Raw genomic sequence first — 25,185 nt, forward strand, 5'->3', positions numbered from 1 at the left:
GTATGAGCAAAATTCATATCAGGACTGAAGGGCGGGCTTGGCCGCGATCCGTTCATGGAGCCGCGGCATGATCGAAGTCCGGCATTTCCGCTCGCTGGTGGCCATCGCCGAGTCGGGCAAGCTGGCGACCGCCGCCGAGCGCGTGCACGTGAGCCAGTCCGCCTTGTCCCACCAGATCAAGGCGATCGAGGCGCATTACGGGCTGCCGCTGTTCGACCGCACCCGCCAGGGCCTGCGCTTCACGCCGGCCGGCGAACGGCTGCTGGCGCTGGCGCGCGAGGCGCTCGCGGCCATCAGCGCGGCAGATCGCGACATAGAGCGGCTGAAGGGCGATACCCGCGGAGAGCTGCGCGTGGTGCTGGAGTGCCACACCTGCTTTGACTGGCTGATGCCGGTCATGGACGAGTTCCGCCGCCGCTGGCCGGAGGTGGAAGTGGACCTGGTGGCGGGATTCCATGCCGATCCGCTGGCGCTGCTTGCCAACGGCAAGGCCGACATGGTGATCGGCTCGCAGCCGCCCGCGCGGCGCGGGCTGGAGGTGGCGCCGCTGTTCCGCTTCGAGATCCTGGCGGTGATCGCCAACGAGCACCGGCTGCGCAACAAGCGGCGCATTGAGGCGGCAGACCTGGAAGGCGAGACGCTGATCACCTATCCCGTGCCCGAGCAGCGCATCGACCTGATCCGCGAAGTGCTGGAGCCGGCCGGCATCCGCCTGCAGCGCCGCACCGCGGAACTGACGGTGGCCGTGCTGCAGCTGGTTGCCAGCCGCCGGGGCGTGGCCGCGCTGCCCAACTGGGGCGTGAAGAACTACGTTGACCACGACTACGTGCTGGCCAAGCGCATCGGTGCCAGGGGGCTGTGGAGCGAGCTGTATGCCATGGTGCCATCGACCATGGCGGAGCGGCCGTATGTGGCCGACTTCGTCGCGATCGTGCGCGACACCTGCGCCGCGCAGCTCGATGGCATCGAACTGCTGCCGGCGGCTGCATAGCTCAGGCGTGCAGGGCGGCTTGCGAGGCTGGGCGCGAGGCGGGAAGGGTAGCCGCTTCCACGTCTTCCAGCGCCTCTTCGTCGTCACTGAAGTCGGCCAGGAGCACTTCCACATCCATGCCATTGTCCAGCCGCCTGACGAAGAGCTGTAGCAGGTCGGTGTCGGGCGCGCTGACCGTCAGGTTGGCCTGCGTGCCGGCGTTGAAGCCAAGCTGCTGCAGGGTCAGGCCGGTGCGGCGGGCGTTGGCCAGCACCCATTCCATCGCGCCGAAGACATCGGCGTCGTCAAGGCGAAGGGCGAGCTGGAGAGTGGGGAGGGCGGAGGTTGGCATGTGGCGAAGGAAGCAACTGGATCGGTCAGGTAAATTTACCAGCGAGATCCCAAAATTGGCTTCTTTATTCACTGCAGAATGCCCACAAAAAAAGAATAATCATCTCTGTCGTGTAGACTTTGAAGGTGTTCATTCTTCTCCGGAGTCTGCCTGATGGCAACCGTCCCAAAACTCGATGAGATCGATCGCCGCATCCTGCGCGAGCTTCGCCGTGACGGGCGGCTGTCGAACGCACGCCTGGCCGAGCAGGTCGGACTGTCCGCCACGCCGTGCTGGAACCGTGTACGGGCCCTGGAGGAAAGCGGGGTGATCCAGGGCTACGCGGCGCTGTTGAACCAGAAGGCCCTGGGCCTGCCGGACACCGTGCTGATCGAAGTCACGCTGGACCGGCACGATGACGAGATGTTCAATCGCTTCGGCGCGGCGCTGGCCGAACTTCCGGAAGTGCTCGAGGCCCATCTGCTGACGGGCGAGTACGACTACCTGATCAAGGTGGCCGTGGCGGGCACGGAAGGCTACGAGGAATTCCTGCGCCACAAGCTCTACAAGCTGCCGGGGCTGCGCCACAGCCATTCCACTTTCGTGCTGCGCACGCTGAAGCGCGAGCCCTCGGTGCAGCCCTGACGAGCAGGTGCTGTACAGCAGGGCGCTGCCGCGGGGTTGATGGACCCCTTTAGATGGTCCGCAACACCTCGCCGCTGCTGTTGCGCAGCGCCCGCACGGCCTCGTCGCACTGTTGCGGCGAGGCCGGGTGGACCACCAGCGCCCAGCGGCCGTGGTCGACGGCCTCGCGAACCGGCGTGATGACGGCCTGGTGGTCGGGCCGCGCCGTGACAAGTCCGGCGAGCAGCATGCCGAAGATCGCGCCCAGGAAAATGGCGGCGCCGGCTGCCGGGCCCGGGTTCTGCACCACGGCCTCAATGCCCTGTCGGTAGAGGATGCCCACCACGGCCAGGCCGAGGATGATCCCCAGCCCGCCCAGCATCAGGTGGGAGCGCACGGCCGTGCGGACAATGCCGTGCTCTTCCGGCTCAAGCTTGCGGCCGAAGTGGCGCTCATGCGGGCGTATCATCCGCACCTGGCCGCGCTTCAGGTGAGCCTCGTAACAAACGCGTTCGGCTGCGTTGCAGGCCGCTGCTTCGGAATCAAACAGGGCCGCAAGCTTGGTGCTGGCCTGTTCGCTGGTGATGACGTTGCCTGCCATGACGCTTCTCCTTGCAGGATATTGCTTGGATGCAGGCAGGGCCGCGCACGTGATCTCCGCGCCGCTCCGGCCGCCTGCTCAGGACCTTCTGGTTCCAGTCTAGGGAGGCGGCCTGTGAGGCCGCGTAGGCGATGGCCGGAAGCGGCTGTAGGAATGGGCCGACGCCCGGGATCGGCCAGGAGCAAGCGCGAAGCCGGAATTCCGCTCATAATTGCTGGTCGGTGCCAGCCAGCTGGCGCCCATTTCCATTGAATACCGGTATGAATGACACAGAGATTGAGCTGATCGATTCGGCGCGACTGCCGACGCGTTTCGGCGAATTCACGGCGCACGCCTTCAAGGGCGCCGATTCGGGGATCGAGCACCTGGCCCTCAGCGTGGGAGATGTCACGGGCGAAGACGTCCTGATCCGCATGCACTCCGAATGCCTGACCGGTGACGTATTCGGCTCGTGCCGCTGCGATTGCGGTCCGCAACTGGACCTGGCCATGAAAAAGATCGCTGCCGAAGGCCGCGGCATCCTGCTCTACCTGCGTGGCCACGAAGGGCGCGGCATCGGCCTGGCCGAGAAGATCCGTGCCTATGCGCTGCAGGACACCGGCCTGGACACCGTCGATGCCAACCTGGCCCTTGGCCAGGCCATCGACGCGCGCAATTACGCCTTCGCCGCCGACCTGCTGCACCAGTGGGGCGTCAAGTCCGTGCGTCTGATGAGCAACAACCCGCTCAAGGCCGCGGCGCTGGAGAAGGCTGGCATCACAGTCACCGAGCAATTGCGGCATATCGTGCCGTCCAACGCCGAGAATGAAAAATACCTGGCGACCAAGCGCTCGCGCATGGGGCACCTGCTTGACTGATTTCCGGATAGGCTGAGCGTACGCCTAACTCCCTGACTCGTTTGCCTGGCCTGTTACGACGGGCCATTTTTGTTGGTTCTTCGCCGGATTGTGGGTTTGGTTCTTGTGGTTCTTGTGGTTCTTGGATGCGCTGCTGTTTCGCCGGCGTAGCCGGCGACCTCCTTTTTGACGGCGCCAAAAAGGAGGCAAAAAGCGCCTTACTGTCCTCGGCGGACGGCCAGTCTTATCGTAGCGTGCGCGTGTTTTTGTACGGGTATTCGCTTCAGGGCATAGCTGGACTGCCTGCCGCGCAGATCGCCAGGGGCAACGCCGGGAACAGCGCTGTCCTCCCGACCTCGTGAGAGCGGCGTGGCACCCTGATCAAGCGACGTGCCAGCGGCAAGAGTTTTTGGACCACGACGGTGGTGCGCGATTCGGCTGCACATGCCTCCGGGCCTCAAGCTGCGTACCACTCCCCTCTCACGAGGTCGGGAGGACGGCCTGTCAATGCCTCACGCCGCCTCGTTACCACGCGGCAGGCATCGTAGCTATGCCCTGAAGCCAATACCCGTACAAAAACCGTCGAACACTACGATAAGACTGGCCGTCCGCCGAGGACAGAAAACGCGTTTTTGGTTACTTTTGTCGCTCGGACAAAAGTGACTCGCCCGGCAGGGCGAAACGGTGCCGTCGACCTCCGACAACGCCCAACCGAAGCCACTACCCTCAGCCACACCTGACAATCCGCCTTCCGTCCGCTCGCGCAATTAGTTGCCGAGGGAAACTATTGCCATTAGAATCCATTCGCCGTCTATCAACACTACGCCAGTGCCCATGCCTTCCCCCGCCAGTTCGATCCTCGAATACATGTCGTTCCGCCTCAATCGCCTCTGCGATATGACCAGGAACGCCGCCTCAGGCTTCTATGAGCGCGAGTTCGGCATCGGGGTCAGGGAATTGCGCGTGCTCCGCTTTGCCGGGCTGGAGCCGGGGCTCACGCTGACGCGGCTGATCGAACTGGTGCTGCTGGAAAAGTCGGTGATTTCCAAGCTGGTCACCGCGCTGGCAAAGCAGGGCCTGCTGCGCCGGGAGATCGGCGAGGCGGACGCCAGGCAGGTGAACCTGTTCCTGACGCTGGCAGGCGAGGCGCTGGTGGCACGGACCTACGAGCGCGGCGATGTCCTGGAGAAGATGTTCCTCTCCGTGCTGACGGAAGCGGAGGTGCAGACGCTGGACCGCTGCATCGGCAAGCTGACGGCGGCATTGGTCGAGCACCAGCAGAGCCTGGTCGCGCAAGTGGATTCAGGACACTAGCGCGTACCAGCGGGCAGCGAACCCATGCACAACACACAACAAGGAGACAACATGCCGTTGACAACCCGTCGGGAACCCAATCGCCTCTGGCACCGCTTTGCATGCATGGCGCTATGCGCCGCCAGCCTGCCGGCCTGGGCGCAGGCCTCCGGCACCGCCGCCGCAGGCAATGCGCCGGCGCCGGCGCTGGCTGCCGCGCTGGACAGCGACCCGGTCCGCATGGGCTGGATGCAGGGCTTTCCGCCCGCGCCGGACAAGCTGATCACGCATACGCCGGGCGGCGACAAGTTTCCGCGCAATCGCTGGCTCTTCTCGCACATTCGCGAACTGGGTCCGACCGCCGCCGTCTGGCGCGGAAACGGTCCGGCAAGCCCGCTGCCGCGAGCGGAGAGGGATATCGGCAAGGTGCCGTTTACCGATGCCGACGGCACGCGCCGGACCTTCGACGAGATGCTGGCGCTGACCTATACCGACGGCATCCTGGTCATGCACAAGGGCAAGGTCATCTACGAACGCTATTTCGGCGCGCTCGACGGCCATACGCCCCATATCGCGATGTCGCTGACAAAGTCATTCGTCGGGACACTGGCCGCCATGCTCGCCGCCGACGGCAAGCTGGATCCGACTGCGCCGGTGACGCGCTATCTTCCGGAGATGGCGGGCACCGCCTATGGCGACGCCACGGTGCGCGAGGTCATGGACATGACCATCGGCGTGCGGTATTCCGAAGACTATGCCAATCCCAAGGCGGAAGTCTGGGACTACGCGCGTGCCGGCGGCATGTTGGCCCGCCCCGCCGGCTACAGTGGCCCGCCGACCTTCTATGACTTCCTGAAGACCCTGCAGAAGGAAGGCGAGCACGACCAGGTGTTCGCATACAAGACGGTCAATGCCGAGGTGCTGGCGTGGATCGTGCGCAGGGCCTCGGGGCAGTCGCTGGCCCGGCTGCTGTCGGAGCGGCTCTGGCAGCCGATGGGCGCCGAGCACGATGCGTATTTCACGGTTGACAGCATCGGCACCGAATCCGGCGGCGGTGGGCTGAATACCACCCTGCGCGACCTGGCGCGCTTTGGCGAAACCATCCGCGGCAACGGGCGCTTCAACGGCAAGCAGATCGTGCCCGCCGCGGTCGTGGCCGATATCCGCCGCGGCGGCAGCCGGGAACAGTTCGCCAGCTCCGGCAGCGCCGCGGCGCTGCCGGGCTGGAGCTATCGGGACATGTGGTGGGTCTCGCATGACGACCACGGCATGTTCCAGGCCGCCGGCATACACGGCCAGCGCATCTATATCGACCCCAAGGCCGAACTGACCATCGTCCGCTACGCATCGCATCCCGTCGCGGCGAATGCCGCCAATAATCCGATCACGTTCCGTGCATTCCGGGCGCTGGCGGAGACGCTGATGCAGTAACCGGGCCGCGAGGGGCGGCGAACAGCCAGGTGCAGGCCGCCCGCAACGGCCGATATCGGCACTGCCCGTTTGCGCCTGGGAGTCATTTCTCCGTGAGCGGTAGCAAGATGTCGGCATACCAGGCGGAGTTCAAGCCCAGCGCCTCATCCAGTTCGAAGTCCCGCGAGCCCACGTCCAGCCGTGCCGAATGAATGCCGAGCAGCATCCATGGCAGCGCGCGCGTAGCGGCATCGGTCCTGTGGATGCGCATGACGACCGGTGCGCCGCTGGTGCCGCGATGCGTCCTGGCATCGGTCAGGAAGTAGCCCTTCCCCTGAAAGCGCATGCCGAACGAGGAAGCGATGACTGCCCGCCGCACCACGGGCAAATGATGAAGCGTGTCATGAAAGCCCAGCGGGAAGCCGACAATCAGTAACGAGGTGCCCGCTTCGATCCGGTCGTGCGGCCGATACAGGTGAGCGGGCGTAAAGGCCCGGTAGACCATCTTCGGCGGCAACGCAGCGCGGTCGAGTTCGATCACACCCACGTCGATCCCGCCTGCGGTATCGAGCCCGTCGCGCCAGACACTCTTGCCATCGCGATACAGCAGAATGGAGAAGCCGGTGGACTCCGCCACGTTCTCCGGATTGACATGCAACTCGATCTCGATCCGGTCAGGGAAGTGCTTGCTCTGCTCGTCAATCAGCACATGCCGGCTTGTCACGACGAACAGGCGCTGGTCTCGCTCGAAGAAAAAACCGGTGGCATTGGTCAGCGCCTGCTGCCCATCGAATGTCGCAACGCGCGTGGCGACCAGCAGGATGGGTTCGATCATGATTCGGCCACTATTACCTGTCTGCTTACAAGCATAGGGGGTTTGTACCTGGATTGCCGAAAACGTCGCACGGATGGCACGCATTGCCGGTGCTGGATCCCATGTATGAGGGGACGGATCGGCAAGCCTCGCGGGGTGGGTTCCAGGGCAGACGAGGCATCCGGGCAGTTTGCATTTGTGGTCCTTACAAACAATACTTGCCTCGTTGAGTGATTTCCCAGGGAGAGCTTCGATGAGCCACAAGGATCCTCCCAGGAGCCGGGAAAAGCATCGGCATGCCGACGATCATCATCACGAAGGCAGCGCGCTGTCGGAGATGGACTTGCGCGTACGCGCGCTGGAATCCCTGTTGACAGAGAAGGGATATATCGATCCCAAGGCTCTGGACATCCTGATAGAAACCTACGAGCACAGGGTCGGCCCCCACAACGGGGCGCGCGTGGTTGCGAAGGCCTGGAGCGACCCGGCATACAGACAATGGCTAATGGACGACGCCACTGCCGCAATTGCATCGCTGGGCTACGCCGGCAGGCAGGGGGAACACATGGTGGCCCTTGAGAATACGCCAGCGGTGCACAACATGGTGGTCTGCACATTATGCTCGTGCTACCCGTGGCCTGTGCTCGGGTTACCGCCAGTCTGGTACAAGTCGGCGCCGTACCGATCGCGTGCGGTCATCGATCCGCGCGGCGTACTGAAGGAGTTCGGATTCGAGCTGCCACCCGAAGTGGAGTTCCGCGTATGGGACTCCACGGCCGAGGTTCGCTATCTGGTGGTGCCGATGCGGCCGCCCGGGACCGACGGCATGTCCGAGGAAGCGCTGGCTGCCCTGGTGACGCGTGACTCGATGATCGGCACCGGGTTGCCACTGGCGCCGGGCGGATCGGACCAGGAGCTGGCATGAACGGCGCACAGGACCTTGGCGGGATGCAGGCATTTGGCCCAGTGCAGCCGGAGGCCGACGAGCCGCCTTTTCATGCCGAGTGGGAAGGCCGGGTGCTGGCGCTGGTGCTGGCCATGGGAGCAACGCGCCAGTGGAACCTCGACATGATGCGCGCCGCGCGGGAGAGCTTGCCGCCGGCGCAATACCTGGCAAGCACCTACTACCAGATCTGGTTCGAAGGCCTGAAGAAGCTGCTGGTGAGTACCGGGCTGGCGACGGCGGAGGAAATCGACGCGGGCAAGCTGAAGGTGGCACCAGCTCCGGTCCCTCGCATCCTGATGGCCGACCAGGTGGCTGCCGCGCTGTTGCGCGGCAGCCCGGTTAGCCGGGCGGCGGCAGCCGAAGCTGCATTCCATGTGGGCGACATGGTGCGGACTCGCCAGATCCATCCCCTGACACACACGCGACTGCCGCGCTATTGCCGCGGCAAGCGAGGACGGATTGCCGCCGTGCACGGCGTGCACGTATTTCCCGATGCCAATGCGATCGGCCTGGGTGAGCGAGCGCAATGGCTATACACCGTGCGTTTCGACGCTTCCGAGCTCTGGGGCGCGGACACCACCGCGTCTTCCGTATGTGTCGACTGCTGGGAGCCCTATCTCGACAAGCCAAATGCCGAGCCAATCTGATAAGACGTTCGCCGGGCTGAATGTTGCCGAACTGCGCATCGCCATGCCGGAACTGCCTTGCGATGACGATGCAGCGCTGGTGTTCAATGCGCCCTGGGAAGCGCACGCCTTTGCGATGACGCTAGCCTTGCATGAGCGCGGCATGTTCACCTGGTCGGAATGGGCGGAGTATCTGAATCTGGCCATTCGCCACGCCCAGGCTTCCGGCGACCCGGACCTTGGCGACACGTTCTACGCGCACTGGCTGACCGCGCTGGAACACATCAGCACCGCGAAAGGATTGGTGGCAGGCGACAAACTCTTGCAGCGTCGAACCGATTGGGATCTGGCGGCACGACGCACTCCCCATGGCCAGCCAATCGAGCTCAGGAGAAAGCGTCCCTGAGGCGCCCGCAGGCGGGGGCGATGTGCGTCAGGGCAGGGCCTTCACCTCACGTTTCCATCCGGAAGACGACGCTGCCGGCGATGGATTCGATACCATCTGGCCAGCTTCCCGGAACTGTGGCCGCCTGCTGCCACGACTCGCCGATACGAATTCTTTTCCGCAGTGATACACTGTATGAATGTACAGTGGTTCGTGGCCGGGTCCGGCGCCATGGTGAAGTCCACCATGGCAGGCGGGATGGCTGCCCACCCCTGTGCTAAGGTGGTTCTCTTGCCGGGCCGCGGCCCCGGTGCCTCGCGCAAAGCCGCCTGTCTCCCCCTTAACGTCCTGATTCGAAAGAGAAATCGTGTCGAGCAAGCAGCTGATCCGAATTCGTGGCGCCCGCCAGCACAACCTGAAGGATGTCGATCTCGACCTGCGCCCCGGCGAGATGACCGTGGTGACCGGTCCATCGGGATCGGGCAAGTCGAGCCTGGTGTTCGATACGCTCTACGCGGAAGGGCAGCGCCGCTACGTCGAGACCTTCAGCGCCTACGCCCGCCAGTTCCTGGACCGCATGGACCGGCCGCAGGTGGACCGCGTCGACGGGGTGCCGCCGGCCATCGCCATCGACCAGACCAACCCGGTGCGCAGCTCGCGCTCGACCGTCGGCACGATGACGGAGCTGAACGACCACCTGAAGCTGCTCTATGCCCGCGCGGCGGAACTGTTCGACAAGCAGACCGCGCAGCCGGTGCGCCATGACTCGCCGGAAACGATCTATGCCGAACTGCTCGCCCGCACGGCGCAGGGCCAGCCGCATCACGACGCGCGGCTGGTGGTGACGTTCCCGGTGGAGCTGCCGGAATCCGCCACCGAGGAAGAAGTCCAGCAGTGGCTGTCCGTCAGCGGCTATACGCGCGTGCAGGCGCAGCGCGTGGTCCAGTCGCCCACCGGCGCGCGCAAGATGCTGGATGTGGTGGCCGACCGGTTCCGCATCGGCAGCGCGGAGAAAGTGCGCGTGGTCGAAGCCATCGAGGCCTCGCTCAAGCGTGGCGGCGGGCGCGTCAATATCTACGTGCTGACTGACGGCGAGGACGGCCCCGTGTGGCGCTTCTCGACCGGCCTGCACAGCCCTGACAGCGACCTGCGCTATGCCGATCCGCAGCCGGCGCTGTTCTCCTTCAACTCCGCCTATGGCGCGTGCGAGACCTGCCGCGGGTTTGGCCGCGTGATCGGCGTCGATCTCGGGCTGGTGATTCCCGATGCGCGCAAAACGCTGCGCGAAGGCGCCATCAAGCCGATGCAGACCCCTGCCTGGAAGGAATGCCAGGACGACCTGATGCGCTACGCGGTCAAGGCGGACATCCCGCGCGATACGCCGTGGTCGGAGCTGACGGAAGCGCAGCGGCACTGGGTCATCCATGGCTCGCCGGACTGGAACGGCCAGTGGAACAAGCACTGGTACGGCGTGATGCGGTTCTTCAGCTACCTGGAGTCTAAGGCCTACAAGATGCACATCCGTGTGCTGCTGTCCAAGTACCGCAGCTACACGCCGTGCGAGACCTGCGGCGGCGCGCGCCTGAAGACCGAATCGCTGCTGTGGCGCCTGGGCTCGAAGGACAACGCCGATGCCGTGCTGGCGCCCCAACGCCGCTTCCTGCCGCGCGGCGTGGACTGGGACCGCACGCAGCTCCAGGCGCTGCCGGGCCTGACCGTCCATGACCTGATGCTCCTGCCGATCGAGCGCATCCGCCGCTTCTTCGACGACCTGACACTGCCCAGCGCCATGCTGGACGACGCGCTCAAGCTGCTGCTGGCCGAAGTGCGCACGCGGCTGAAGTACCTGTGCGACGTCGGCCTCAGCTACCTGACGCTGGACCGGCAAAGCCGCACGCTGTCGGGCGGCGAAGTCCAGCGGATCAACCTGACTACCGCCCTCGGCACCTCGCTGGTCAACACGCTGTTCGTGCTGGACGAGCCCAGCATCGGCCTGCATCCGCGCGATCTCAACCGCATCGTCGAGGCGATGCACCGCCTGCGCGATGCGGGCAACACGCTGGTGGTGGTCGAGCACGATCCTTCCGTGATGCTGGCCGCCGACCGGCTGATCGACATGGGCCCCGGCCCGGGTGAGCGCGGCGGCAATATCATCTACGACGGCACGCCGGCGGAGATCCGCACGGCCGGCACGCTGACCGGCGACTACCTGGGCGGGCGCCGCCGCGTGGCCGATGCCTCGCACTGGCAGCGCCGGCCGGTGGACGCGAAGCTGCCGCGCATCGTGCTGGAAGGCGCGACCGAGCACAACCTGCAGGACGTGACAGTGGAAATTCCGCTGCAGCGGCTGGTCTGCGTGACCGGCGTGTCCGGCTCGGGCAAGTCCACGCTGCTGCAGGACGTGCTGCATCCCGCGATGGCGCGGCAATTCGGCAAGGCGACCGAGTCGCCAGGCGCGTACCGCAAGCTGAGCGGCGCAGATCTTGTCGACGACGTGGTGTTCGTCGACCAGTCGCCCATCGGCAAGACCGCGCGTTCCAACCCCGCCAGCTACGTCGGCGCATTCGACGAGATCCGCAAGATCTTCGCCAAGGCGCCGATGGCGCTGCAGCGCAGCTATACCGCCGGCACATTCAGCTTCAATTCGGGCGACGGACGCTGCCCGACCTGCGGCGGCTCGGGCTTCGAGCACGTCGAGATGCAGTTCCTCAGCGACGTCTACCTGCGCTGCCCGGATTGCGACGGCACCCGCTACCGCCCCGAAGTGCTCGAGGTGAAGATCGAGCGTGCCGTGGCCGGCCAGCCGGCCCGCGCATTGAGCATTGCCGATGTGCTGGAGTTGACCGTCAGCGAGGCTGCTACGTATTTTGCCGACGATGCCGCCGTGCTGCGCGTGCTGCAGCCGATTGTCGATGTCGGCCTGGAGTACGTGAAGCTGGGCCAGCCGGTGCCGACGCTGTCGGGCGGCGAGGCGCAGCGCCTGAAGCTGGCTGGCTTCCTGGCCGAGGCCGCGCAGGCCACGCCTGGCAAAGGCAAGGCCAGCACCATGCCGCGGCGGCTCTTCATGTTCGACGAGCCAACCACCGGCCTGCATTTTGACGACATCGCCAAGCTGATGCGCGCCTTCGGCAAGCTGCTGGACAGCGGGCATTCGCTGATCGTGATCGAGCACAACCTTGACGTGATCCGCGCCGCCGACTGGCTGATCGACCTCGGTCCCGAAGGCGGCGATGCGGGCGGGCGCGTGGTCTGCACCGGCACGCCTGACGACGTGAAGGGCTGCGCCGAGTCCCATACCGGGCAGGCGCTGATCCACTATGACGCGGCGCTGGGCGAAGCCGGCACGCTGGCCGCGGAGCGCGCCGAAAGCGAAGGCATTCCGCTGCAGGCCGCCCTGCAGGCACGGCGTGCGCGCCGCGAGGTGGAAGGCGAGGACGTGGTGCGTATTGTCAATGCGCACGAGCACAACCTGAAGTCGCTCAATGTCGATATCCCGCACGGCAAGTTCAATGTGGTCACGGGCGTGTCTGGCTCCGGCAAGTCGACGCTGGCATTCGACATCCTGTTTCACGAAGGGCAGCGCCGCTACCTGGAATCGCTCAATGCCTACGCGCGTTCGATCGTGCAGCCGGCGGGCCGGCCCGAAGTGGATGCGGTCTACGGCATTCCGCCCACCGTGGCGATCGAGCAGCGCCTGTCGCGCGGCGGCCGCAAGAGCACGGTGGCGACCACGTCCGAGGTCTGGCACTTCCTGCGCCTGCTGTACGTGAAGCTGGGCATCCAGCATTGCGTGCATGACGGCGCGCCGGTGACTTCGCAAAGCCCGGAGTCGATTGCCGCCCAGCTGCTGCGCGACCATCGCGGCCAGCATGTCGGGCTGCTGGCGCCGCTGGTGGTGAACCGCAAGGGGGTCTATACCGACCTGGCCAAGTGGGCCAAGGCGCGTGGCAATACGCACCTGCGCGTCGATGGCGAATTCCTGCCGGTCGATCCGTGGCCGCGCCTGGACCGCTTCCGCGAACACACCATCGAGCTGCCGGTGGGCGACCTGGTGGTGTCCGCCGAGAATGAAGCCGACCTGCGTGCACTGCTGGCGCAGACGCTGGAGGCCGGTAAGGGCGTGATGCACCTGCTGGCGCCGCTCGACGGCCTGCACGACGCCATGCACAACGGCGACGGCACCGCGCACGTGGGCGAGGTCAAGGTGTTCTCGACCAAGCGCGCCTGCCCGGTGTGCGGCACCAGCTATCCCGAGCTGGACCCGCGCATGTTCTCGTACAACAGCAAGCACGGCTGGTGCACCACCTGCGTCGGCACCGGGCTGGCGCTGACGCGCGAACAGCGCGCCGCGTATGACGATACCGTGCTGGGCGATGACAATCGCGGCCGCGAACAGAGCCTGCCGTCGGAAGAGCAGGAGCCGGAAGGCGTGGGCGACAGCCCGTGCCCGGACTGCCACGGCACGCGCCTGAACCCGGTGGCGGGGGCGGTGACGTTCGACGAGCACGCCATCGTCGATGTGGCGCAATGGACCGTGTCCGACACCCGCCGCTGGGTCGATGGCCTGCGCCTCACCGGGCGCGATGCCGAAATTGCCCGCGACGTGATCAGCGAGATCGGCAGCCGGCTGCAGTTCCTGGAAGAAGTGGGCCTGGGCTACCTGAGCCTGGACCGCGCCGCGCCCAGCCTCTCTGGTGGCGAAGCCCAGCGCATCCGCCTGGCCGCGCAGCTCGGCAGCAACCTGCAGGGCGTCTGCTATGTGCTGGACGAGCCCACCATCGGCCTGCATCCGCGCGACAACCAGATCCTGCTCAACGCGCTGCGCAAGCTTGGCGACAAAGGCAACACGCTGGTGGTGGTGGAGCACGACGAAGACACTATCCGCCGCGCCGACCACATCATCGATATCGGCCCGGGCGCCGGCAAGCGCGGCGGCACGCTGGTGGCGCAGGGCAGCGTTGCGGACCTGTCCGCGGCGCCGGCCTCGACCACTGGCCAGTTCCTCGCGCAACCGATCATCCATCCGCTGCAGGCAAGGCGTCCGGTGAAGCCCGGCGCTGCCGGCAAGCCGGCCGATCCGCCTGAATGGCTGACCGTGCAAGGCGCGTCGCTGCACAACCTGCGCAAGGTGACCGCGCGCATTCCGCTGTCGCGGCTGGTGGCGATCACGGGCGTATCCGGCTCGGGCAAGTCCACGCTGGCGCGCGACGTGCTGATGACCAACCTGCTCGATGCGGTGGGCCGTTCGGTGCTGTCGTCGCCGGCCACGCGGCGCGCGCGCAATGCCGCAAAGGAAGAGACGAAGGCCGCGAAGGCAGGCGCGAAGAAGCCGCTCAACGTCGAACACAACTGGTATGGCTGCGATGCCATCACCGGCTGGGCATCGATCGACCGCGTGCTCGAAGTCGACCAGACCCCGATCGGCAAGACGCCGCGCTCGTGCCCGGCCACCTATATCGGCGTGTGGGACACCATCCGCCGGCTCTTTGCCGATACGCTGGAAGCGCGCGCACGCGGCTACACGGCCTCGCGCTTCTCGTTCAACACCGGCGACGGCCGCTGCCCGGCATGCGAAGGGCAGGGCGTGCGCACCATCGGGATGAGCTTCCTGCCGGACGTGAAGGTGCCGTGCGATGTCTGCCACGGGCAGCGCTTCAACCCGGAGACACTGGCCGTGACCTGGCGCGGCAAGAACATCGGCGACGTGCTGACGATGGAGATCGACGAGGCGGTGGAGTTCTTCTCCGCCATGTCGAATATCGCGCATCCGCTGCAGCTGATGAAGGACGTGGGGCTGGGCTACCTGACCCTCGGCCAGCCGTCGCCGACGCTCTCGGGCGGCGAGGCCCAGCGCATCAAGCTGGTCACGGAACTCAGCAAGGTGCGCGACGACATCACCCGCCGCGGCCAGAAGGCGCCGCACACGCTGTACGTGCTGGACGAACCGACCGTGGGCCTGCACATGGCCGACGTGGCGCGCCTGATCCGCGTGCTGCACCGGCTGACCGACGGCGGCCACAGCGTGGTGGTGATCGAGCACGACCTGGACGTGATTGCGGAAGCCGATTGGATCCTGGACCTGGGCCCGGAAGGCGGCGCGGGCGGCGGCACGATCGTCGGCGCGGCCGATCCGGAGAAGCTGTCGCGGATCGCCGCCAGCCACACGGGCGCAGCGCTGGTCCCGGTGCTCGCGCGCGGGCAGGAGCAGGATGCCGTGGTGGAGCGCAGTGCCGCGACCTGAAGCGGAACCGGGCCTTCGTGCCCGGGCTTCGTTATGAAATGGGATCGTGATCCTGCGGGACGATGCCGGCGGCATCGGCCACCATCGTCCACTTCCGCGCCTCGCGTTGTATCAGGTCGGCAAATTCAGAGGGCGTGGAGCCGGCCGGGGTGGCCAATTGCCCTTCAATAGCCAGTTGCACGGCAGGCGCCTCCAGCGCTTGCCGGACCGCTGCATTGAGCCGGTCGACAATCGGTGCGGCCAGGCCCGCGGGCGCAACCAGTCCCAGCCACACCCCGGTCTCGAAGCCGGCCAGCCCCAGCTCCGCCAGCGTGGGGAGGTCCGGCAGCGCCGGCAGCCGCTGCGTTGCCGCGATACCCAGAAGGCGGATCTCCGGTACAGGGCGGAGCAACGCGACGACACCCGCCGGAGTCAGGGCGGCGTGGAGATGGCCGCCGCGAAGATCGGCCGTCAGCCGCGCGCCTGTCGCGTACTGGATGATGTCCACACTGCTTGCCCGGATGGCACGCCGGAACCACTCCGTCGCCAGGCGGGTGACGCAATCCAGCACGCCAAAGCTTAGCCGCTCGCCGGCTGCGGCCGCGGCCATCATCGCGCCATAGCTGGACGCGCTGCCGTATGCAGATCCGACCAGGATCAATGAAGCGGTGCTGACCAGCGAAACCGGGCTGAAATCCTCTCCGGCATCGAACGGGACCTCCTTCCGCAGCAGCGGACTGATGGCCAGTCCGGTCGACGCCATCCCCAGCATGTAGCCGTCCGGAACAGCGCTTGCCACCGGGTGCATGGCCATGGCGTCGTCGGCGCCCACGTGGTTTTCCACGGCAACCGGCACGCCAAGATGCGAGGCCATGGCGGCGGCCAGGACCCGCGCCTGCGTATCCATGCCCGCGCCTGGCTCGCCCGGGATGATGAGGGTGACCGGCTTCGCGGGATAGGGCCGGGGTGCAGCGGGTGTCGAGGCCAGCGCCGCCGCCAGCGCCACCATGTGGAGCATGCGCGAACCGGAGCGCAGCTTGCGGCTGCCGCCTCTTATCATGGCGACTCCCATCGCCGCGACCCTGCCTGTGCTCATTGAACGGCCTCCTGCCGGTTGTAAGTTAGCCAGGCGCCTTGCCGACAAAGCATTGCCCCGCCAAGTACACCATAGGCGATAGCGCCAATCCTGGTATCACGGAGAAAGCCGGCAATCATCACTTTCCTCAAGTCTGCCGCGAAGCGCGGTGTACTGGCCATGGCACACGCCGCTGGGCATGGCTTTCGCTTGAACAGGCCTACTGGCGCGCACCAGCGCCATATGGAGGTAACCATGAAGCATCTTCGACTGAGTCATCTCATCCTCGCCGCGGCAGTGAGCGTGGCAGCCGTGCCGGTCTTCGCGCAGACCACGCAAGCCCCGCGCGACCCATACTCGCAGGGTGCGCGCACCGGCGACAAGTTCGATCCCTACACGCAGGGGGCCAATGCCACCACGCGCCAGGATTTGGCGCCCGCGCCAGCTGACCCCGCGATGCAGCCTCAGGGCACCGTGAGCAACGATCCGCTGATCCAGCGCCGGGTCGACCGCTACAACGACGCCACTCGCTGGGAAGGCCCGTTCCTTGGCACGCGCCTGGGTCCTCGCAGTAACTTCCTGGATGGCGCCTGACTTGTAACGGACCGCTGCAGCGCCCGGTCGTCCCGGTGCTGCGTGCGTCCTCCTTACCGCCTGTTGTAATTCCTGCGTGCCGCCGTGACCTCGACGCCGCCCCCGGTTCGCTCCCTGCTGCACAAGCCGGCAATCAGCCGGCTGTCTGTCGCGAGCTATAACATCCACGGCGCGATCGGCACGGACCGGCGCTACGAGCCGGCGCGGATTTCCGATGTGCTGGCGGAGCTGGCCGCGGACATCATCGCGCTGCAGGAAGTGGAGTCGCGGGCCAGTGCCGAGCACACCCTCGAGTTCCTGGCCCGGCGCACCGGCATGCACGTGATTTCCGGCCCCGTGCGCATGCGGGGCGCGGCGGACTACGGCAATGCGGTGCTGACGCGTTTTCGCCCGCTGGCGCAGACTCAGCTTGATCTGAGCGTGAAAGGCTGCGAGCCGCGTGGCGCCATCGATGCCACGCTGGCCTGCGAACTGCCGGGGTGGGGCGGGTGCGATCTGCGGCTGCGCGTGATCGCGACCCATCTCGGCCTGAGGCCCGGCGAGCGCAGGCACCAGGTCCGCCAGTTGCTCAACTACGCGGCAGCCTTGCCGCGCCTGCCTACCATCCTGCTGGGCGATGTCAACGAGTGGTTCCTGTGGGGCCGGCCATTGCGCTGGCTGCATGCGTACTTTGAACAGAGGCCGCACGTGGCGACCTTCCCGTCGCGCCTGCCCGTACTGGCACTGGATCGCGTCTGGGCCTCGCCACGTGCGCATCTGGTATCGGTGTCCAGCCATCGAAGCGCGCTGGCGCGTGTGGCGTCCGACCACCTGCCGCTGGTGGCGCGCTTCGAGGTGCCGTTGCCGGCCCGAACCGCCAGCCTGCATGCGGCTTGATTCCCGGTATGAAACTTGCCGCTGGCACGGTGCAGGGCATGCGGCCGTGGCTGTGTGGCTGTGTGCCTCTCCGACAACCCGCGCGGCCCACCGCGCATGACAGCAAGGAGCGTCACATGACACGAGGCTACGACTACCTGCGCAAACGTCCCGAACAGCACTATGGCGGCAACGAGCAGGGCTACAACGAACCGCCTTACCGCAGCCGGCCGGGCCGGGAACGGGACCTGTCGGCGGGGCGCTATGGCAATACGGCGCGGCGCCTTCCGCTCGAGTCCGAGCGCGACCGCGGCGATGGCGCGGGCTACCAGGGCCGCCCCTACGACAGCCGCTACGATCCCTATGGCCGCACCGACGAGCGCAACCATGACCCTGATGCAGGCCGGCGCTACGGCCGTTCCGGCTACCCCGATGAAGCGCGCCGCTACCGCGCGGAGGAGGCGCGCGGCTATCGGCGCCCGGTGCGGCGTTCCGTGCGTGAAGGCCCGGACGAAGACGACGAATGGATCGGTCTCTACGTGGAGGAATGGCGCTGGCCCGCCGAGCCGATGGAGACTCAACGCTGGCCTGGCGACTATGAGAGCGGCCGCCGCAGCCGGCCCTATGAAGACGAGCGTTATGCCGGCCGGGATCCGCTACGCGGCGAACGGGCCATGGCGCCGAAGAACTACCGCCGCCCGGATGACCGCATCCACGATGACGTCTGCGCGCGGCTCGCCCATGACCACACGGTGGATGTGAGCGAAGTCACGGTGCATGTTGCCGAGGGCGTGGTCACGCTGGAGGGCAAGGTCAATGACCGTCGCAGCAAGTACGATATCGAGGAGATTGCCCTGGATACTTTTGGCGTGCGCGATGTGGTGAATCATATCCACGTTCACCGCTACGGGATGCTGGCTTCGGAGTAGGCGCGTCGAACGAGGGCGGGGCAAGCGGCGCTGGCCGGCGCGGTTGCCCCGCCCTCTCTTTGTCATGCAGTAGCAGTCAGCTACTTGCCAGACGAGCGGGGCGGATGCTCCTCCCGCTCCTCGGTACGGTCCGCGCGATCCACCGGCGTGTCGGCAGGAAGGCTTTCCGCCGCACGCGTGATCTCGCCGACATCCTCCTCCGGGACCTCGTCTTCCGGCGCTGCATGCGAGGCCACGTCGAGCTCGCCGAGTTCTTCCTCGATATCCTCGCTGCCAAGATCAAGGTCAGGGTCGAGCGTGCTCGGGATGCTGCCCGCCTCCGGATCGTGTGGACGCTTGCCGCGTGCGGCAACGTGCCTGCCTGCCGCGCGTGGATGCGGCCGTTTGCTGGGGCGTGCGGTCTTGCTCATAGGCTCTCCTCAGGTGTTCTCGACCGGCGGTTCATACTCTTCCGGCCGGCGTCCGGGCCGCCGCACCGAAGGCGGCTCCCCGTTCCTGTCCGGTACGTCGTGCTCCGGCTCGCGCTCGAGGTCGGTGCACCGGTCGCGGCCGGGCTTGCCGCGTTCATGCTCGACGTCGGGGCCCTGGTGATGTTCCGACGGCCGTTTGCCGTCCTGCGTGGTCTTGCGATGCGTAGCCATGTCGGCTCCCCGTATCAAGGCGGATCGGCAGGTCAGTCCGTGCCGGCCCGCAGTTCGTCCGATACCGCCGTCACGCCGCGTACATCCCTGGCCAGCTTCATCACGGTGGCGCGCTGCGTGTCGTCCCGGACCGTGCCTTCCAGCTTCACCACGCCGTCGGTGGTGGTCACGCGGATATTGCCGGCGTTGAGCCCGTGGATCGCAGCCAGGCGCGCCTTGACTTCAGCGGTGATGGTGCGGTCGCTGGCGGCCTGCGTATCGCGCGGGGCCGCGGTGCGGCCGGTCGACGAAGGGGCCTCCGGTACATCGGTCGGCGCCGCCATGCCCGCGCCGCACAGCGTAGTGACGGCCAGCGCCAGCAGGGCATGGAGTGCCGGGCGCCGCGCATGATGCATGGTTGCGTTCATGGCCAGCTCCTTCAGGTGCATTGCGATCTGAGAACTCCGGTGCAGACCACTATGGCCTGCCATCCTGTCTGTCATCTGCAAGCTTCATTCCCGCCCCAGGCTGCACGCCAGGCGTGCGCCGGGCAGCGCGGTCAGCGTAGTTTTTACAGGAACGGCAGAAACTGCAGGGCATGCCGGGCCTGCTCACCGGCCTTCGGGGACGGGCGGCGCACTACCGCGCGGGTGGCTGCCGGGGGGAGTACGCGGCAGGTCACTTCGTCGCGCCAGGCGGACTGGCGCGCCGTTTGCGTGCGGGAAATGCGTGCCTATAGTGGAGAGGTAGATGCTGGCAGACAGGTATCCGGCCGGGACCGGCGAGCCCCGCCACAAACGGATGCCGGACACTCCTGCAGGAGTGCCTTCAGCGCAGCCGGCCGGGGGAACGGCACATCCGTTGCGAGACAGCTATGAATCTGGCCAGCATCCTGACGACCCTCGTCCTTGCGTCGTCCGTGGCGGTATCTTCCACGCCCGTCGAACACCAGCTCCTTGCCATCAGCCCTTCAGACTTCGCACAGCGCTTCAATACTGTTGCGCATGACACTGGCTCCGGGCTCACGCTTCCGTCCTTCCAGATCAAACCGGGGTGGCATCGTGCCGCGCCAAGCTCCGGCGTGTCGGTGCTGGTGCGCGCCAGCCGCTCGGGCTACGCCCTCGATGAAGTGGTGGTGGTCTGCCGCGAGGTGGAGCGCTGCTTCCTGACGATATGCACGGCGGCGCTGGCCATCGACGAATCGGTCGATCCACGCATCCTGCAGCGTTTTATCGTGGCCAGGATCTCCACGGAGCTGGGTGAAGTTGGCCTGGTGATGTCGGGCCTGGCGTACATCGTCATCACCCCGCAGGAAGACGACTACGTGGCACTGGTGATCCGGCCCTATCTGCCGCTGCAGCAGGGCGCGCCGCCGAGCCAGGCCCATGGCGACGGGCCATTCACGCCGATTGCGGCCGATGGGGCGCTGGCGCGGCGTTCGTGATCGTCAGGGCGGATCGCGCAGCAGCAGCGCTACGGGCAGGGCGGCCAGCACGTCGCGCAGGTGCAGGTGCCCGGACGGTGCGCTGAGCGGGCGCGCGGTCAGCGCATCGGTCCAGCGGCTGGGGTGGGGTGCACCCACATCCAGCGTGGTATCGGACCAGCACGCGGGCGGAATGCGCGGCAGTGCGGGATCGACATGGCGGGCCGCCAGCCGGCTGACCACGGTGATGGCCTGCTGACCCTGGGTCGCCCGCGCAAAGGCCAGCACCTGCGACGCCAGCGTTCCGCGCGCCGGCACCTCGCTGTACTGGCCTTCCGACAGCAGTTCGCCGGTTTCCCTGCGCACCGCCAGCACGCGGCGGATCAGCTGCTGCTTGATGCGCCCGTCACGCCAGTGTGCCAGCCAGTGTGCCCATCCGGCCGTACAGCCCAGTTGCGCTTGCAGCCGCGCGAAATCGGGCGGCCGGCGGTTGTCGGGATCGACCAGGCTGAAATCCCAGCCCTCGCAGCCCTGGTAGCGGTCGGGCACGCCCGGCGCGGTGAGCTGCACCATGACCTGCGCAAGGCTGTTGAGCGCTCCCGCCGGCGCAATACGCTGCGCAAAATGCCCGATGCGCGCCAGCAAGCCTTCGGGCCATCCGTGCGCCAGCCCTTGCAGAAAGCTTTCGCAGGCCTGCTCATAGGCAAGGTCGGGGCAGGTCCAGCTGCCGTGCAGCTTGGCCTCGCGAATGGCCTTGCGCTGCCATGCGCCGACGCGGGCGAGGAAGTCATCCCTTGCCGCGTCGCCGGCCAGCGCATCCGGTGTCATCGGCCAGGCGCCTGCCAGCGTCTGGTAGAGCATCAGCCGGTCAGCCGGATCGGGCGCTAGCGGCAGCGCCGCCAGCATCGGGGCGCCGTCGCGTTCCCAGCCGGCCACGGCATCGATCCAGTCATCGGCCACTTCGCTGAGCACGGCCAGCCGCGTGCGCGCATCTTCGCCGCGCTTGTGGTCGTGCGTGGCGGTCGCCAGCATCCCGTGCGGGAAAGCCAGCCGGCGCGCGTGCATGCGGGCGTGGAAGCTTGCCGGGGCGATAGCCAGCGTGGCGGGGTCGCTGCCCACCTCGTTGCGCGACAGCAGGCGCCCGTAACGGTAGAAGGCGGTATCCTCGCCGGCCTTGGCGGCCAGGCCCGGCATCAGTTGCTGCAGCCGCTGCCGGATGGCGCCGTCGGCGCTCCCGGGCGGCAACTGTGTGCGCATGCAGCCGAGAATGAAGTCAAGCGCAGCGTCTTCGTCCGGAGCCAGCGCGACGCGCGCGGCCTGAGCCGCCTCGTCGAGCATCGCGTCATCAGCGGGTGCGGCATGGTTGCCGTCCAGATAGCTGCGATAGACGGGCACGGCGGACAGCAATGCTGACAGCGCCTGCCGCAAGGCCGCCAGCGTCAGGTCGCGCGTGGCCGGATCGGCGCAAGCGCGAGCGTGCAGGCGGGCGCCCAGGCTTTCGTACTCGGTTATCAGGTGGCGTTGCAGCACGTAGCGCCGGACCGCGGTGACCATTTCCGGATAGCTGCGTGGATCGCCGCTGATTCGTTGCCACAGGACCGTTAGTGGCGCTTCCCCCGCGGGGTCGTGCAGTACCGCACAGACATCTTCCATGAAGTCGTAGCCGGTGGTGCCGTCCACCTGCCAGCTGGCAGGCAGGGCCTCGCCGGCGGCAAGGATCTTCTCGACGACCAGCCACGGCTGTGCCAGCGCTTGGGCGGCCGGGCGCTGTGCGCCGTGCGCGGCAAGCTGCGTGCGCAAGTGGCGGCAGTAGGCTGCCGGATCGGCAAGGCCATCGACGTGGTCGACGCGGACACCGTCGATATGGCCCTCGCGCAGCAGCCTTAGCGGCAGTGCGTGCACGGCATCGAACACCGGCGGATGCTCCTGCCGCAGGCCGACCAGGTCGCTGACCTCGAAGAAGCGGCGCCAGTTGAGCATGGCTGCGGCGGTGCGCCACCAGGCCAGCCGGTAGTGCTGCCGCTCCAGCAGCGCGTGCAGCCGGTCGCGGCCGCCGGCGCGGCCCGGGTCGAAATCGTCGGGCCGGACGTTGGCGCCGAGGCTTCCCGGCGCAAGCGGCAGGTCATGGCCGAAGTACCGCAGGGAAGGCGGCTTGCCGTTGGTGCCCGGCGCGACGCGCAGCTCGCCGCGGCCGAGCACATCCCAGTAGGCATTGCCGAGTATCGGCACCAGGACCTTGTCGTGCAGGGCCGGCTCGCGCGGTTGCCAGTCGATGTCGAAATACGCCGCAAACTCGCTGTGCCGGCCGTGGGCCAGCACATCGCGCCACCAGCCGTTATGCGTGGCATCGGCGGCCATGTGATTGGGCACGATGTCGAGAATCAGGCCAAGGCCCGCGGCACGCGCGCGTTGCGACAACGCCAGCAGCGCCGCTTCGCCGCCGAGCTCCGCGCGGACGTGCGCGAAGTCGGTGACATCGTAGCCGTGCGTTGAGCCGGGACGGGCGCAGCAGACCGGCGAGAGGTAGAGATGGCTCACGCCGAGCGCGGCGTAGTAGTCGACCCGTTCCGCAGCATCGGCCAGCGTGAAGCCGGGATGGAGCTGCAGGCGCGCCGTGGCGCGCGGCGCAGACGTGCCGGCGTACCCACTGTTCGCATTCCCGAGATCGGTGGCCGCGCTCATGAATGGCCGGCCAGCGCGGCAACGCAGGTCAGCGGTGCCAGCAAGCCTCTGGCCAGTGCCGCGGCGGCGCCTGGCTCGCTTTCATGCAGCAGCTTCGCATCGGCGGGCATTGCCACGCATCTCACGGCATCGGTGCCAAGATTGAGCCAGAGCGTCAGCAGCGCACCGTCGCCCAGGCGCCAGCGTGCGCACAGCGCAGCCGCGCCGAGGATATCGGCACCCTCGCTGCGGCTGCCCGGCAGCCGATGCATCAGCTGGTGGTGGCGGATGGACAGCAATTCACGGTAGTAGCGCGTCCATTCGTTGTCGATATCCATCGGCGGGCGCGAGGCTTCGAATGTGGCCGGGTCGTTGGGATCGGGGATCTCGTCCGCGCCCGCGTCGTCGCCGAAGGCGCGCATGGCGGCGAACTCGCGCCGGCGCCCGTCGCGCACGGCGGCCGCCAGTTCCGGCGGATGGCTGGTGAAGTAGAGGAAGGGCGTGCCGGCGCCGCTTTCCTCGCCCATGAATACCAGCGGCACCTGCGGGCACAGCAGCTGCAACGCCACGGCAGCGCGCAGGGCCTGCGGTCTGGCCAGCGTGGCAAGGCGCTCGCCGAAGGCACGGTTGCCGGTCTGGTCATGGTTCTGCAGGAAGCTGACAAAGGCCGTTGGCGGCAATTGCGCGCTGGGCTGCCCGCGCCGCACGGCGGTGCCATTGGCCGAGCGGTACGGCGAGGCTTCGCCCTGGTACGCAAAGCCTTCGGCCAGCACGCGTGCCAGATACCGCACGGGCGGGCTGGCCGCCGCGTCCGTTGCATAGTCGCCGTAGTAGCCGTCCTGCTCGCCGGTCAGCAGCACGTGCAGTGCGTGATGGGCATCGTCGTTCCATTGCGCGTCGAAGCCGGCCTGCATCAGTGCGACGTCGTTGTTGTCGTTCTCCAGCACCAGGTGGATTTGCCGCTGGTCCCCGATGCGGCCGCGCAGCTCCGTGGGCAAGGCCGCCAGCCAGCCTTCGTCCTCCATCGCATGGACGGCATCCAGGCGCAGGCCGTCGAAGCGGAATTCTTCAAGCCAGTAGCGCGCGTTCTCGCTGAAGAAGCGGCGGACCTCGGGGCGCCGGAAGTCGATCGCGGGGCCCCACGGCGTGCGTATGTCGTCGCGGAAGAAAGCGCTGGCGTACTGGTGCAGGTAGTTCCCTTCGGGCCCGAAGTGGTTGTAGACCACGTCCAGGAACACCATCATGCCCAGGCAGTGTGCGCGGTCCACCAGCGCGCGCAGTTGGTCCGGCGTGCCATAGCTGGCCTCGGGCGCGAACGGCAGCACGCCGTCATAGCCCCAGTTGCGGCTGCCGGGGAACTCCGCGAGCGGCATCAGCTCGACGGCGGTGAATCCCATCGCGGCCAGGCGCGGGAGCCTTGCCATCGCGCCGGCATAGCCGCCGCACAGCCCCACGTGGAGCTCGTGGATGACAGCCTCGTGCCACGGCCGGCCTTGCCAGCCATGACAGGTCCAGCGATACGCGTCGGCAGCCTGTGGGTTGCGCACGATGCTGGGGCCATGCACGTCTTCCGCCTGGCGGCGCGATGCCGGGTCCGGCACGATGGTGCCGTCGTCGAGCCGGAACCAGTAGCGCGCGCCATCGCAGCACGGCACGGTTGCTTCGAACCAGCCGCCGTCAGCTTCGGTCATGCGCGCCGGGCCCATGCCCGCGATCTCGAGCCGTATCGCATGGCCCTGTGCAGCGGCATCGGGCGCCCACAGCCGGAACCGCACCCGCCCGTCGGGCAGCCAGTGGGGGCCGAAGGCGTAGTCGCAGGCAACGGCCTGACCCGGGCCCGCCCCGCCGGTGGCGGGGGCGGCAAAACAGTCGAACGGCGACAGCGGCGGCATGGCGGACCGCGTGCCGGTTGGGAAGAAAAAGGAATTCGCGTTCAAGATCGGCTCCTGTCCCGGGGATCGGAGGCTCAGGG

At 67.1% G+C, this 25,185-nt stretch carries 22 protein-coding genes; 13 read left to right on the forward strand and 9 right to left on the reverse strand.

The features are described from left to right. Window positions 1-67: 67 nt before the first annotated feature. On the forward strand, window positions 68-991 hold the full coding sequence (locus RM96_RS08765) for a LysR family transcriptional regulator (protein ID WP_039009786.1): 924 nt from the start codon (window positions 68-70) through the stop codon (window positions 989-991). A 1-nt stretch (window position 992) separates the two neighbouring features. On the opposite strand, the gene RM96_RS08770 is transcribed toward RM96_RS08765, so the two are convergent. Next, on the reverse strand, window positions 993-1,322 hold the full coding sequence (locus RM96_RS08770; protein WP_039009788.1) for a hypothetical protein: 330 nt from the start codon (window positions 1,320-1,322) through the stop codon (window positions 993-995). 153 nt (window positions 1,323-1,475) lie between these two features. Here RM96_RS08770 and RM96_RS08775 point away from each other — a divergent pair, with 153 nt between their 5' ends. Further along, window positions 1,476-1,946, forward strand: a complete 471-nt coding sequence (locus RM96_RS08775; protein WP_039009790.1) for an Lrp/AsnC family transcriptional regulator — start codon at window positions 1,476-1,478, stop codon at window positions 1,944-1,946. A gap of 49 nt (window positions 1,947-1,995) precedes the next feature. Here RM96_RS08775 and RM96_RS08780 read toward each other — a convergent pair whose 3' ends face one another. Beyond that, entirely contained in the window at window positions 1,996-2,526 is a 531-nt protein-coding gene (locus RM96_RS08780; protein ID WP_039009792.1) for a hypothetical protein, read from the reverse strand. Window positions 2,527-2,786: 260 nt separating this feature from the next. Between RM96_RS08780 and ribA the strand changes: the two genes are divergently transcribed. From ribA to RM96_RS08795, 3 genes are all read left to right on the forward strand, one after another. Continuing rightward, on the forward strand, window positions 2,787-3,383 hold the full coding sequence (ribA, locus tag RM96_RS08785; RefSeq protein WP_039009793.1) for a GTP cyclohydrolase II: 597 nt from the start codon (window positions 2,787-2,789) through the stop codon (window positions 3,381-3,383). An 813-nt stretch (window positions 3,384-4,196) separates the two neighbouring features. Further along, window positions 4,197-4,676: a MarR family winged helix-turn-helix transcriptional regulator gene (locus RM96_RS08790; RefSeq protein WP_039009794.1), complete on the forward strand. Its 480-nt coding sequence runs from the start codon at window positions 4,197-4,199 to the stop codon at window positions 4,674-4,676. Window positions 4,677-4,781: 105 nt separating this feature from the next. Then, window positions 4,782-6,086 carry a serine hydrolase domain-containing protein gene (locus tag RM96_RS08795; protein WP_443112248.1) on the forward strand — a complete coding sequence of 435 codons (1,305 nt, stop codon included), beginning with the start codon at window positions 4,782-4,784 and terminating at the stop codon, window positions 6,084-6,086. An 82-nt stretch (window positions 6,087-6,168) separates the two neighbouring features. Here the strand turns inward: RM96_RS08795 and RM96_RS08800 are convergent, their stop codons facing one another. Further along, window positions 6,169-6,900, reverse strand: a complete 732-nt coding sequence (locus tag RM96_RS08800) for a S1 family peptidase (RefSeq protein ID WP_039009796.1) — start codon at window positions 6,898-6,900, stop codon at window positions 6,169-6,171. 232 nt (window positions 6,901-7,132) lie between these two features. Between RM96_RS08800 and nthA the strand changes: the two genes are divergently transcribed. From nthA to uvrA, 4 genes are all read left to right on the forward strand, one after another. Next, window positions 7,133-7,804, forward strand: coding sequence for a nitrile hydratase subunit alpha (gene nthA, locus RM96_RS08805; protein ID WP_039009797.1), 672 nt, complete (start codon window positions 7,133-7,135; stop codon window positions 7,802-7,804). After that, window positions 7,801-8,472 (forward strand): nitrile hydratase subunit beta, encoded by a 672-nt coding sequence (gene nthB, locus RM96_RS08810; protein ID WP_039009798.1) that lies wholly within the window; start codon window positions 7,801-7,803, stop codon window positions 8,470-8,472. The genes nthA and nthB overlap by 4 nt, the downstream gene beginning before the upstream one ends. Next, entirely contained in the window at window positions 8,456-8,857 is a 402-nt protein-coding gene (locus RM96_RS08815) for a nitrile hydratase accessory protein (protein ID WP_052279400.1), read from the forward strand. Before nthB ends, RM96_RS08815 begins: the two co-directional genes overlap by 17 nt. 346 nt (window positions 8,858-9,203) lie before the next feature. Continuing rightward, entirely contained in the window at window positions 9,204-15,077 is a 5,874-nt protein-coding gene (gene uvrA, locus RM96_RS08820) for an excinuclease ABC subunit UvrA (RefSeq protein ID WP_039009799.1), read from the forward strand. Between the two features lie 31 nt (window positions 15,078-15,108). Here uvrA and RM96_RS08825 read toward each other — a convergent pair whose 3' ends face one another. After that, on the reverse strand, window positions 15,109-16,152 hold the full coding sequence (locus RM96_RS08825) for a Bug family tripartite tricarboxylate transporter substrate binding protein (protein WP_039009800.1): 1,044 nt from the start codon (window positions 16,150-16,152) through the stop codon (window positions 15,109-15,111). A gap of 234 nt (window positions 16,153-16,386) precedes the next feature. Here RM96_RS08825 and RM96_RS08830 point away from each other — a divergent pair, with 234 nt between their 5' ends. The 3 genes from RM96_RS08830 (at window position 16,387) to RM96_RS08840 (ending at window position 18,509) form a co-directional block, all read left to right on the forward strand. Beyond that, window positions 16,387-16,725 carry a hypothetical protein gene (locus RM96_RS08830; protein WP_039009801.1) on the forward strand — a complete coding sequence of 113 codons (339 nt, stop codon included), beginning with the start codon at window positions 16,387-16,389 and terminating at the stop codon, window positions 16,723-16,725. An 84-nt stretch (window positions 16,726-16,809) separates the two neighbouring features. Then, entirely contained in the window at window positions 16,810-17,601 is a 792-nt protein-coding gene (locus tag RM96_RS08835) for an endonuclease/exonuclease/phosphatase family protein (RefSeq protein WP_238587170.1), read from the forward strand. 116 nt (window positions 17,602-17,717) lie between these two features. Then, window positions 17,718-18,509, forward strand: coding sequence for a BON domain-containing protein (locus RM96_RS08840; RefSeq protein ID WP_039009802.1), 792 nt, complete (start codon window positions 17,718-17,720; stop codon window positions 18,507-18,509). 80 nt (window positions 18,510-18,589) lie between these two features. On the opposite strand, the gene RM96_RS08845 is transcribed toward RM96_RS08840, so the two are convergent. From RM96_RS08845 to RM96_RS36265, 3 genes are read right to left on the reverse strand one after another with little or no spacing between them, the layout of a single operon-like run. Next, window positions 18,590-18,919, reverse strand: coding sequence for a hypothetical protein (locus RM96_RS08845; RefSeq protein ID WP_052279401.1), 330 nt, complete (start codon window positions 18,917-18,919; stop codon window positions 18,590-18,592). 9 nt (window positions 18,920-18,928) lie between these two features. Next, window positions 18,929-19,150, reverse strand: coding sequence for a hypothetical protein (locus RM96_RS08850; RefSeq protein ID WP_039009803.1), 222 nt, complete (start codon window positions 19,148-19,150; stop codon window positions 18,929-18,931). A gap of 32 nt (window positions 19,151-19,182) precedes the next feature. Next, window positions 19,183-19,557 (reverse strand): BON domain-containing protein, encoded by a 375-nt coding sequence (locus RM96_RS36265; RefSeq protein WP_238587171.1) that lies wholly within the window; start codon window positions 19,555-19,557, stop codon window positions 19,183-19,185. A gap of 446 nt (window positions 19,558-20,003) precedes the next feature. Between RM96_RS36265 and RM96_RS08860 the strand changes: the two genes are divergently transcribed. Next, a complete protein-coding gene (locus RM96_RS08860) occupies window positions 20,004-20,573 on the forward strand; it encodes a hypothetical protein (protein WP_039009805.1) in 570 nt (189 codons plus the stop codon). A 3-nt stretch (window positions 20,574-20,576) separates the two neighbouring features. On the opposite strand, the gene treY is transcribed toward RM96_RS08860, so the two are convergent. Both treY and treZ read right to left on the reverse strand, forming a co-directional pair. Continuing rightward, a complete protein-coding gene (gene treY, locus RM96_RS08865; protein WP_052279402.1) occupies window positions 20,577-23,234 on the reverse strand; it encodes a malto-oligosyltrehalose synthase in 2,658 nt (885 codons plus the stop codon). Next, window positions 23,231-25,150 (reverse strand): malto-oligosyltrehalose trehalohydrolase, encoded by a 1,920-nt coding sequence (gene treZ, locus RM96_RS08870; RefSeq protein WP_039009807.1) that lies wholly within the window; start codon window positions 25,148-25,150, stop codon window positions 23,231-23,233. The genes treY and treZ overlap by 4 nt, the downstream gene beginning before the upstream one ends. Window positions 25,151-25,185 lie beyond the last annotated feature (35 nt).

It is taken from the genome of Cupriavidus sp. IDO, assembly GCF_000812465.1.
Taxonomy (GTDB): domain Bacteria; phylum Pseudomonadota; class Gammaproteobacteria; order Burkholderiales; family Burkholderiaceae; genus Cupriavidus.